The 10,284-nt window shown below is 66.9% G+C and carries 11 protein-coding genes; 4 read left to right on the forward strand and 7 right to left on the reverse strand.

Annotated elements, in window-relative coordinates:
- Window position 1 precedes the first annotated feature (1 nt).
- Complete coding sequence (locus WU80_RS14025) at window positions 2-454, forward strand: hypothetical protein (protein ID WP_055403211.1); 453 nt, start codon at window positions 2-4, stop codon at window positions 452-454.
- A 1-nt stretch (window position 455) separates the two neighbouring features.
- Here the strand turns inward: WU80_RS14025 and WU80_RS14030 are convergent, their stop codons facing one another.
- From WU80_RS14030 to WU80_RS14060, 7 genes are all read right to left on the reverse strand, one after another.
- Window positions 456-1,601 (reverse strand): sulfotransferase, encoded by a 1,146-nt coding sequence (locus WU80_RS14030; protein WP_055403212.1) that lies wholly within the window; start codon window positions 1,599-1,601, stop codon window positions 456-458.
- Window positions 1,601-2,383 carry an SDR family oxidoreductase gene (locus WU80_RS14035; RefSeq protein WP_055403213.1) on the reverse strand — a complete coding sequence of 261 codons (783 nt, stop codon included), beginning with the start codon at window positions 2,381-2,383 and terminating at the stop codon, window positions 1,601-1,603. Before WU80_RS14035 ends, WU80_RS14030 begins: the two co-directional genes overlap by 1 nt.
- A gap of 2 nt (window positions 2,384-2,385) precedes the next feature.
- Entirely contained in the window at window positions 2,386-3,513 is a 1,128-nt protein-coding gene (locus tag WU80_RS14040; RefSeq protein WP_055403214.1) for a hypothetical protein, read from the reverse strand.
- An 88-nt stretch (window positions 3,514-3,601) separates the two neighbouring features.
- On the reverse strand, window positions 3,602-3,898 hold the full coding sequence (locus WU80_RS14045; RefSeq protein WP_055403215.1) for a hypothetical protein: 297 nt from the start codon (window positions 3,896-3,898) through the stop codon (window positions 3,602-3,604).
- 50 nt (window positions 3,899-3,948) lie between these two features.
- A complete protein-coding gene (dmpG, locus tag WU80_RS14050; RefSeq protein WP_055403216.1) occupies window positions 3,949-5,007 on the reverse strand; it encodes a 4-hydroxy-2-oxovalerate aldolase in 1,059 nt (352 codons plus the stop codon).
- Window positions 5,004-5,918: an acetaldehyde dehydrogenase (acetylating) gene (locus WU80_RS14055; protein WP_055403217.1), complete on the reverse strand. Its 915-nt coding sequence runs from the start codon at window positions 5,916-5,918 to the stop codon at window positions 5,004-5,006. The genes dmpG and WU80_RS14055 overlap by 4 nt, the downstream gene beginning before the upstream one ends.
- Before the next feature lie 51 nt (window positions 5,919-5,969).
- Complete coding sequence (locus tag WU80_RS14060; protein ID WP_055403218.1) at window positions 5,970-6,755, reverse strand: 2-keto-4-pentenoate hydratase; 786 nt, start codon at window positions 6,753-6,755, stop codon at window positions 5,970-5,972.
- Between the two features lie 72 nt (window positions 6,756-6,827).
- On the opposite strand from WU80_RS14060, the gene kstD reads away from it, so the two are divergent.
- The 3 genes from kstD to WU80_RS14075 form a co-directional block, all read left to right on the forward strand.
- On the forward strand, window positions 6,828-8,510 hold the full coding sequence (gene kstD, locus WU80_RS14065; protein ID WP_055403222.1) for a 3-oxosteroid 1-dehydrogenase: 1,683 nt from the start codon (window positions 6,828-6,830) through the stop codon (window positions 8,508-8,510).
- A gap of 1 nt (window position 8,511) precedes the next feature.
- Entirely contained in the window at window positions 8,512-9,372 is an 861-nt protein-coding gene (locus WU80_RS14070) for a MaoC/PaaZ C-terminal domain-containing protein (protein WP_055403219.1), read from the forward strand.
- Window positions 9,373-9,427: 55 nt separating this feature from the next.
- Window positions 9,428-10,284: cyclic nucleotide-binding domain-containing protein (locus WU80_RS14075; protein ID WP_156371790.1), on the forward strand; the 857-nt coding region annotated here is incomplete at its 3' end.

The following is a 10,284-nucleotide window of genomic DNA, read 5'->3' on the forward strand; positions in this document are numbered from 1 at the left end:
CATGTCCGACGATCAGCCGGCGGTTCCCGACGTCGATCGGCTCGCTCGGTCGATGCTGCTGCTGCACGGCGATCATCACGACCACGACGACGCGCCCGCCCGCAATGACGGCTCCGGATCCTGGTCGAAGTCAAGGGATTTCGCCAACGATCCGCAACGCGCGGCCGCCGTCGCCGAGGCCAGTCGCGCCGACCGCGAGCGCTACCTCAGCTCGGGGCTACTGCCGGTGGACTGCCGGTTCTGCCACGTCACCGTCACCGTCCGGAGGCTGGGCCCGGGCCACACCGCGGTGCAATGGAACACCGAGGCGTGGCAACGCTGCGCGCATTTCACCGAGGTGCGCAACTCCGGCGGCAATACCGCCCGCACCCGGTCCTGTCCCAAGTTGAGCGACAGCATCGAACACGCCGTCGCGGAGGGCTACCTGGGCGAGCCGACGCCCGAGGACGACTGAATCACAGCCCGGCGAAGCGCTCCTTGACGGTTTCGACGGTCAGCCCGTAGTCGGCCAGCGAGTACCGGTGCTTCGGCGCGCGCTCGCCGGATTGGCTGTCGGCGTGCGTCTTCTCCATGGCCGCCCGCGCCTCGTCGGTCAGCGTCAACCCGAAATGCCGGTAAATGTCTGCGACGGTGCCGATCGGATCGGCGATGAGCTCCTTGTAGTCGACGTCATAAAACTGGGCGGGCGAATACTTGGCGCGGGCGACGTTGAATCGTTCCAACCCGCGCGACCAGGTGTCCATCGCGTCGGCACCGATTTGCGCCCCGTCGAACGACGTCGACCAGCCCTCGGCGGTGTGCTGGGCCAGCGAGCACATCGAAGCCATGATCGTCTCGACCGGCCGATGCGTCTGAATCACCAGCGCGTCGGGATAGGTCGCCATCAGCGCGTCCAGCGCAAACAGGTGGCTGGGATTCTTGAGCACCCAACGCTTTTCGGTGTCGTTGAGGCCGATCAGCTGGAGGTTCTTGCGGTGCCGTTGGTACGACGGCGTCCAATCCTGCCCCGCCAGCCACTGCGCGTAGGTGGGGACGTGGGCGAGCGTCTCGTAGGACACCGAATGCAGCGACTGCCGGAGCAGCTGCCAGCACTCCTCCAGCTCGTACGCCGCCATGAAGTGCAGACCGGTGTAGCCGGGGTTCTCCTGATGGTGCCTGGTGAATTGCGCGTCGAGCTGTTGGTAGAGGGGGTGCGACTCCCAGGTTTCGCGTGGCGGGCGGGGCTGGGGGAATTCGGCCAGCCACATGTGCAAGCCCTGGTGCGCGGGGTCGGCTCCCAACAGCCGGTGCAGCGCGGTGGTGCCGGTGCGCACCAGGCCGGTGACGAAAATCGGGCGTTCGATGACGACGTCGGCGTGCTGCGGGTACTGCTTCCACGAAGCCTCCGACAGGAGCCTGGCGACCAGCGCGCCGCGTAGGAAGAACCGATTCATCTTGCTGCCCAACACCGTTAGGCCCGCCTCGCGCCGGTACGAGTCGAGCAGCACCTCCAGCGCCTCGAGATAGTTGTCGTCGTTGGCGCCGAAGTCGTCCAGTCCGGTGAGCTTGGTGGCGGACGCGTGCAGTTCGTCGACGGTGCCGATATCGGTGCGATCGGACATTACGTGTGATACTCCCCGCAGTTGACGTCGAGCGTCTGCCCGGTGATGCCACTGGACAGGTCGCTGGCCAGGAACAGGATGGCCGAGGCCACCTCGTCTTCGGTGGGTAGGCGCTTCAGGTCGGAGTTCGCCGCCGTGGCCGCGTAGATCTGGTCCACCGTGGTGCCGTACTTGCCCGCCTGGTGTTCGAAGTAAGCCTGCAGGGTGTCGCCCCAGATATAGCCGGGGGCAACCGAATTGACGCGAATGCCCTTCTCGCCGAGCTCGGTGGCCAGCGACTGCGACATGGACAGCAGCGCCGACTTGGCCATCTTGTAGGCGCCGTATTTGGCCTGGGAGTGCCGCAGCACCATGGAGTTGACGTTGACGATCGACCCGTGCGACTTTTCCAGTGCGGGCGTGAAGGCCTGGATGAGCCGCAACGCGCCGAGCGCGCTGAGCTCGATGGCGTCGCGGATGTGCTGAAAACTGGTGCCGGCCAACGGCTTCATGGACGGCACGCGGAAGGCGTTGTTGATCAGCACGTCGACCTTGCCGTAGGTGGCCATGGTCGTCTCGACGAGGTAGCTGACCTCGTCGTCGTCGGTGATGTCACAGCGCACGGCCAACGCCTTGTGCCCGGCGTCGTTGACCTCCTTGGCGACGCTTTCCAGCCGTTCCACCGTGCGCGCCGCCAGCACCAGGTCGGCACCGTCCTTCGAGAACCGGTGCGCCAGCGTGGTGCCGAGTCCCGGTCCTACGCCGCTGATGACGACGACCTTCTCGTTGAGCAATCCTGACATCGTCACCCCAGCATCCTGGCCGCAATTTGTTGTTGGCGCAGCGTTATTCGCGCACGCCATTCGTCGTCGGAGATCTTATTGTGTTCGAAGTACGGCAGCGCGGCCGGGACGGCGTCGAAGTCGACCACCTCCACGGTGGGTCCGTCGGCCTCGGTGAGCTGTCGGGACACCCGCTGCCAGCGGAACTGCAGGAAGCCCCGCCGATGGCCGAGCGTCTCCACCCAGTTGGTCACTCCCGGATTCTGGTCGGCGACGACGATGCGCACCTTGCCGTCCGGATCCGCCTGTGCCTGAGTGTTGTTCAGCGATGTCTGGTGATTGATGTAGTCCAGCGAGATGTACCACAGGCTGCCCAGCTGGAAGCCGAGATAGGGCGCGTCGGAGACCGGGATGGTGATCACCAGCGCCTGATCGGGGCGCAGGTCGTAGTGGCCCACCGACGAGTACTGGGTCGCCAGGCCGCCAGGCGTCAACCGGGGCGCGACCATGGTGTTGACCGGAAGATCGAGGTAGAACCACTGCGGGAACTGCAGCCACGTCTTCACCCGGTTCACGAGCTGCTTTCCGGCTGTGGCGTAACGCTTTTCGATGGTCTCCCGGGTCAGGGGCGGCGGGGCGGTGCCGGCGGTGTCCAGCCGGGAGATCGCCAGCGTGCCACGCTGTGCCGACCAGTCGCCGTACACCTCGCGGATGACCAGCTGGCCATTGCTGGTGGGCCGCACCCGCCACTCGAAGCTGCCGTCGGCCGCGATCTCGAGTTCACGGTCGTCGAACGCGGCCTGGCTGGCCGGCACGTTGTCGTCGGTGTATTCACCGCCGAGCAGCTGGAAGCTCAGGTCGGTCGTGGTGCCACGCCGTCCGGTCACCACGTAGTCGTGGTTGGCGTGCACCCGGGTACCGAAGTAGAGGGTGTCGGGGTTGTCCAGGCCCATCTTGGTGAACGGCCCGGTGCCCGACTGCAGGAAGGGGTGATCGCGGTCGTAGTCGAAGGCCAGGTGGATGCAGGCCGAAACGCAGCCCGCCAAATACTGCAGCCCTTCGAGCAGGTCGGCTTCGGTCTCGATGAAGGGCGCGTCGGCGACTAATTTCTCGGCTTCGGCGATCGCTGAGGTGAGAGGATCAGAGAACACGCATAGACGCTAGAACGTGTTCTACTTTTTCGTCAATGGCGAACGTTCGCGCGCGTCCGCCATGGCGTTCAGCGACGAGGCCGGCTCACTAGGGTGCGCACTGCTGCGACAGGTCGATCAGGTGCTGCCGCACGTCGGGATGCCGGTTCAGGTAGTCGATGACGTTGGGTCCGCCGCCTTCCGCCTCCGACTGGGCCTGCAGCTGCGCATGCAGGTCGGGATGCCGCTGTAGGTACTGGTCGATGGAGTTACCGACGGTCTGGCACTGTGGGGCCGCGCCGGCCACCGGCAGCGCGATCATCGTCGCGGCGGTAACAGCCAGCAAACTCCCGGCGAGCGCGCCGGAGAGTCCGCGGCCACGGGTATTCCTGGATGTCACGGTCATGCGCGCCAGGCTACTCCGGATAGCTTTGCGTCGCCTATGGGAACGGGCCGCTATTTGGCGGCCGCGGCGCCGCTCTCTTGCTCGCGCTTGATTTCGAGCGCGATGTCGATGAGTTGGTCTTCCTGGCCACCGATGAGCTTGCGCTGACCGGCCCGGTGCAGCAGCTGGTGGGCCGGCACGCCGTAGCGCTCGGACTGGCGGATGGCGTGCTTGAGGAAGCTGGAGTACACCCCGGAATAGCCCATGATCAGGGCGTTGCGGTCCAGCAGGCACTCGGCGGGCATGGCCGGAGCGACCACCTCCTCGGCGGCGTCGGCGATGTCGAAGAAGTCGATGCCGGTCTTGACGCCGATCTTGTCGAACACCCCGATTAGCGCCTCCACGGGCGCGTTGCCCGCGCCGGCACCGAACCGGCGGCACGACCCGTCGATCTGCTTGGCGCCCGCCCGGACGGCCTCCACCGAGTTGGCCACGCCCAGCCCCAGGTTCTCGTGCCCGTGGAAGCCCACCTGGGCGTCGTCGCCCAGCTCGGCGACCAGCGCCGCCACCCGGTCGCGCACGCCTTCGAGGACCAGCGCGCCGGCCGAGTCGACCACGTACACGCACTGGCAGCCCGCGTCGGCCATGATGCGGGCCTGGGCGGCCAGCTTCTCCGGCGGAATCGTGTGCGACATCATCAGGAACCCGACGGTTTCCAGCCCCAGCTCGCGCGCCAGGCCGAAGTGCTGGATGGACACGTCGGCCTCGGTGCAATGGGTGGCGATCCGGCAGATCGACCCGCCGTTGTTCTGGGCCTCCTTGATGTCCTCCTTGGTGCCCACCCCGGGCAGCATCAGGAAGGCGATCTTGGCCTCCTTGGCCGTCTCGGCGGCCAGCTTGATCAGCTCCTGCTCGGGTGTCTTGGAGAACCCGTAGTTGAAGCTGGAGCCGCCCAGCCCGTCGCCGTGGGTGACCTCGATGACCGGCACGCCCGCGGTGTCCAGGGCAGCGACGATGGCGCCCACTTCTTCTTTGGTGAATTGGTGGCGCTTGTGGTGCGAGCCGTCCCGCAGCGACGTGTCGGTCAGCCGCACGTCCCAGATCGGGTTGAAGAAAATGTCACTACTCATCGCGTGCCTCCTGCCACCGACAGCGTCTCCTTGGCGATCTCCTCGCCCACCTTGGTGGCCGCGGCGGTCATGATGTCGAGGTTGCCCGCATACGGGGGCAGGTAATCGCCGGCGCCCTCCACCTCGACGAACGTGGTGACCACCGCCTGGCCGCCGGAGTTGAGCGACGGCTCGTCGAACTGCGGCTCGTTCAGCAGCCGGTATCCCGGCACATACGTCTGCACCTCGGCCACCACGTCGTGGATGGATTTCGCGATCGCGTCGCGGTCGGCGTCCTCGGGGATAGCGCAGAAGATGGTGTCGCGCATGATCATCGGCGGGTCGGCGGGGTTGAGGATGATGATGGCCTTGCCGCGCTCGGCGCCACCGATGGTCTTAACGCCCTTGCTGGTGGTCTTGGTGAACTCGTCGATGTTGGCCCTGGTGCCCGGGCCCGCCGAGACCGACGCCACCGACGCCACGATCTCCGCGTAGGGAACGTCCACGACCCGGCTGACGGCGTAGACGATCGGGATGGTCGCCTGTCCCCCGCAGGTGATCATGTTGACGTTCGGCGCGTCGAGGTGCTGGCGCAGGTTGGCCGGCGGAATCACCGCCGGACCCACCGCGGCCGGCGTCAGGTCGATGGCGCGGATGCCGGCGGCCTCGTATTTGGGGGCGGCGTCGCGGTGCACGTAGGCGCTGGTCGCCTCGAAGACCAGGTCGGGCTTCTCGGACTGGGCCAGCAACCAGTCGACCCCCTCGTGCGTGGTCTCCAGACCGAGCTTGCGGGCCCGGGCCAGGCCTTCGCTTTCCGGGTCGATGCCCACCATCCAGCGCGGCTCCAGCCAATCGGACCGCAGCAACTTGTAGAGCAGGTCAGTGCTGATGTTTCCCGACCCGACAATGGCCACACTCGCCTTAGCCGGCATGACGCTCCTTTGCGAAGCTGTTGATATTTAAGTCCGACGATTTAATTCGAGCTACTCGAACGACAGATGGACAGAGCCCAGGCCTGTGAAGTCGGCCACAAACTCGTCGCCGGCATGCGCGTCGATCGCGCGCGTGCACGACCCGGGGAGAACCAGGTCGCCCTTGCGCAACCGGACGCCGAAGCCCTCCACCTTGCGGGCCAGCCAGGCCACCGCGGTGACCGGGTTGCCCAGCACCGCGTCCGTCCGGCCCTCCGCGACGACATCGCCGTTGCGGCGCAGCACGGCGTCGATCCCCTTGATGTCGACGTCGCGCGGGGACACCCGCGCCCTACCCAGCACGAAACCCGCCGACGAGGCGTTGTCGGCGATGGTGTCGCACAGCTCGATCTTCCAATCGGTGATCCTGGTGTCGATCAGCTCGATCGACGGGACCAGCGCCTCGGTGGCCGCCAGCACGTCCTCCTCGGTGCAGTCGGCGCCCGGCAGGTCGCTGTTGAGGATGAAACCGACCTCGACCTCGACCCTGGGCCACAGGTAGCGGCTGGCCTTGACGGGGGTGTCTTCGAACAATTGCATCTCGTCGAGCAAATGCCCGTAGTCCGGCTCGTCGACCCCCATCATCTGCTGGATCGCCTTCGACGACAGGCCCACCTTGTGGCCCAGCACGCGGGCCCCCTCGGCGACCCGCTGGCGGATGTTGATCAGCTGGATCTCGTACGCGTCGACGACGTCGATGTCCGGGTGGACGGCCGTGAGCGGAGCAATCGGCGAGCGGCTCCGCTCGGCCTGCGCCAGGTCGGCAGCTAGCTCGTCTCGCGTCGCAACACTGAGCATCTGCAGAAGTCCCCTCGTTCGTGTGACCGGCCCAGTAGCGCCCGGCCCGGGCAATTCTATAACGTGTTCTACATGACAGCACAGGAGCTCGACGTCGTCGTGGTCGGCAGCGGCGGCGCCGGCATGGTGGCTGCCCTTACCGCCGCTCACCGGGGCCTTTCCACAGTAGTCATCGAGAAGGCTGCGCATTTCGGCGGCTCGACCGCCCGCTCGGGTGGGGGCGTCTGGATTCCCAACAACGAGGTGCTCAAGCGTGACGGCGTCCGGGACAACCCCGAGGCCGCCCGCACCTACCTGCACGGCATCATCGGCGACATCGTCGAGCCGGAGCGCATCGACGCCTACCTCGAACACGGACCCGAGATGCTGTCGTTCGTGCTCAAGCACACCCCGCTCAAGATGTGCTGGGTTCCGCGCTACTCCGACTACTACCCCGAGGCGCCGGGCGGCCGCGCCGAGGGCCGCTCGATCGAACCGAAGCCCTTCGACGCCCGCAAGCTCGGGCCGGACATGGCCGGCCTGGAGCCCGCGTACGGCAAGGTGCCGTTGAACGTCGTTGTCATGCAACAGGACTACGTGCGGCTGAACCAGCTGAAGCGACACCCGCGGGGCGTGCTGCGCAGCCTGAAGGTCGGCGCGCGCACGATGTGGGCGAAGGCGGCCGGAAAGAACCTGGTCGGCATGGGCCGGGCGTTGATCGGCCCGCTGCGAATCGGGTTGCAGCAGGCCGGTGTTCCGGTGTTGCTTAACACCGCGCTGACCGACCTGTACGTCGAGGACGGCGTGGTGCGCGGCGTCTACGTCCGCGACACGGGGGCTTCGGAGTCATCCGAGCCGCGGCTGATCCGGGCGCGGCGGGGCGTGATCCTCGCCTCCGGTGGTTTCGAGCACAACGAGCAGATGCGGGTGAAGTACCAGCGTGCGCCCATCACCACCGAGTGGACCGTCGGCGCCAAGGCCAACACCGGCGACGGCATCGTCGCCGCCGAAAAGTTAGGCGCCGCACTGGAATTGATGGAAGACGCCTGGTGGGGTCCGACGGTGCCGCTGGTCGGCGCGCCCTGGTTCGCGTTGTCGGAACGCAATTCGCCGGGATCGATCATCGTCAACATGTCGGGCAAGCGGTTCATGAACGAGTCGATGCCGTACGTCGAGGCCTGCCATCACATGTACGGAGGGGAATTCGGCCAGGGGCCCGGTCCGGGCGAGAACATCCCGGCGTGGCTGGTCTTCGACCAGCAGTACCGCGACCGCTACATCTTTGCCGGATTGCAGCCGGGCCAACGGATTCCGCGCAAGTGGCTGGATTCCGGGGTCATCATCCAGGCCGACACGCTGGAGGAGCTGGCCGTCAAGGCCGGCCTGCCGGCCGCCGAACTGCTGGCCACCGTGCAGCGGTTCAACGGCTTCGCCCGCTCCGGCGTCGACGAGGACTTTCACCGCGGCGAGAGCGCTTACGACCGCTATTACGGCGACCCGACCAACAAACCCAACCCCAACCTCGGCGAGCTCAGGCACGCGCCGTACTACGCGGCCAAGATGGTGCCCGGGGACCTGGGCACCAAGGGCGGCGTGCGCACCGACGTCCACGGCCGCGCGCTGCGCGACGACGGCACGATCATCGAAGGCCTGTACGCCGCGGGCAATGTCAGCGCACCGGTAATGGGCCACACCTACCCGGGCCCTGGCGGCACCATCGGCCCGGCGATGACGTTCGGTTATCTGGCCGCGCTGCACATTGCGGGGGAACGCTGAGATGCCCATTGACGTAGCTGTGGCGCTGGCCGCCGAGCTGGAGCCCATCGAATTCTCTTGGACCAGTAGCGATGTCCAGCTTTATCACCTGGCGCTGGGGGCCGGCAAGGATCCGATGGACCGGCGGGAACTGCGGTATCTCGTCGACGACACTCCGCAGGTCCTGCCGACGTTCGGCAACGTGGCGGCCTCCTTCCACATGACCAAGCCGCCGACCGTGCAGTTCCCCGGCATCGACATCGAATTGGGCAAGGTGTTGCACGCCAGCGAGCGGGTGGAGGTGCCCGGGCCGCTGCCGCCGTCGGGCTCGGCCCGCGCCGTCACCCGGTTCACCGACATCTGGGACAAGGGCAAGGCCGCGGTGATCTGGAGTGAGACGACGGTCAGCGCGCCCGACGGCACGGTGCTGTGGACGCAGCGGCGGTCGATCTTCGCCCGCGGTGAAGGCGGATTCGGCGGTGAACGCGGCCCGTCCACCTCCGACGCGGCGCCGGATCGATCGCCGGACCTGGAGATCGAGGTGCCGATCCTGCCGCAGCAGGCGCTGCTGTACCGGCTGTGCGGAGACCGCAACCCCCTGCACTCCGATCCGGATTTCGCTGCGGCCAATGGCTTTTCGCAGCCCATCCTGCACGGACTGTGCACCTACGGCATGACGTGCAAGGCGATCGTCGACACGCTGCTGGACGGCGACGCCGGGGCGGTGGCCGCATACGGCGCACGCTTCGCCGGAGTGGCGTTCCCAGGCGAGAGCTTGATCGTCAACGTGTGGAAAGAAGATGGCCGTTTGGTGGCCGGCGTTGTCGCGCCTGCGCGCGACAACGCCGTGGTGCTGAGTGGCGTCGAGCTGATCCCGGCATAGCGCCTTTGCGCCGCGCGGACTACCGCTAAGCGGCACAATATGCTTACGTCCTTTCATGGTCGCTGAAGGGCAGTCGCCCGAACCGCGTGCGGCCGACGAGCGAGCCGCATTGCGGAGCATTCCGCTATTCGCCGAGATCGACGACGAACAACTCCACCTGCTCACGAAGACCGTAGGTCGCCAGCACGTCCCCGCCAACGAGTGGCTCTTTCACATGGGCGACCCGTCGGACGCCATCTATGTAATCGCCTCGGGAAGATTCGCGGCCGTCGGCCTCGACGGACAGGTGCTTCGTGAGATGGCGTCAGGTGACTCGATCGGAGACCTGGGCGTGATCACCGGCGCCGCTCGCTCGGCCGGGGTACGAGCCCTTCGGGACGGCGTCGTCTGGAGGATCGCCGCCGACACGTTCAGCGAGGTGCTCGCCAAGGCCCCACAACTGCAATCGGCGATGTTCCGAGCGATGGCGGTAATGCTTCGCGAGTCACGAGCCGCCACCGTCTCTCGCGGTCGCCGGGTCGTCGGCGTGGTGGCGAGCGGTGATGCGGTCGCGGCGCCGATCGTCGACGCGATCGTGACTCGGCTGCGATCGCACGGTCGGGCCGCCGTCGTCGCGCCACCCGTCGAAACCACGGCCGCGGCCAATCATTACGGCGAGCTCGTCGACGCGTTCAGCGAGACCCTCGACCGCGTCGAGCGAAGCAACGATTGGGTCTTGCTGGTGGCCGATCGGGGCTCGGGCGACAGCTGGCGACGCTATGTCACCGCGCAAAGCGACCGAGTGGTGGTGCTTGCCGATCAAACCGATCCGCCGGAGGCGCTCGAACCACCCGTGACGCAAGGGCCGGTCCACCTCGTCACTTGCGGCGTCGTGCCGGACCCGAGCTGGTGGGATCCTGTCTCTTATACACA

Origin of the sequence: Mycobacterium sp. UM_11, assembly GCF_001414075.1 — a bacterium.
In the GTDB taxonomy this organism is placed as follows: domain Bacteria; phylum Actinomycetota; class Actinomycetes; order Mycobacteriales; family Mycobacteriaceae; genus Mycobacterium.

Coding starts and splice junctions, on each gene's coding strand:
- dmpG (WP_055403216.1), bottom strand. CDS start 5,007: ATGAGTAGTGACATTTTCTTCAACCCGATCTGGGACGTGCGGCTGACC.
- WU80_RS14070 (WP_055403219.1), top strand. CDS start 8,512: ATGCCCATTGACGTAGCTGTGGCGCTGGCCGCCGAGCTGGAGCCCATC.
- WU80_RS14060 (WP_055403218.1), bottom strand. CDS start 6,755: ATGCTCAGTGTTGCGACGCGAGACGAGCTAGCTGCCGACCTGGCGCAG.
- WU80_RS14025 (WP_055403211.1), top strand. CDS start 2: ATGTCCGACGATCAGCCGGCGGTTCCCGACGTCGATCGGCTCGCTCGG.
- kstD (WP_055403222.1), top strand. CDS start 6,828: ATGACAGCACAGGAGCTCGACGTCGTCGTGGTCGGCAGCGGCGGCGCC.
- WU80_RS14030 (WP_055403212.1), bottom strand. CDS start 1,601: ATGTCCGATCGCACCGATATCGGCACCGTCGACGAACTGCACGCGTCC.
- WU80_RS14035 (WP_055403213.1), bottom strand. CDS start 2,383: ATGTCAGGATTGCTCAACGAGAAGGTCGTCGTCATCAGCGGCGTAGGA.
- WU80_RS14055 (WP_055403217.1), bottom strand. CDS start 5,918: ATGCCGGCTAAGGCGAGTGTGGCCATTGTCGGGTCGGGAAACATCAGC.
- WU80_RS14045 (WP_055403215.1), bottom strand. CDS start 3,898: ATGACCGTGACATCCAGGAATACCCGTGGCCGCGGACTCTCCGGCGCG.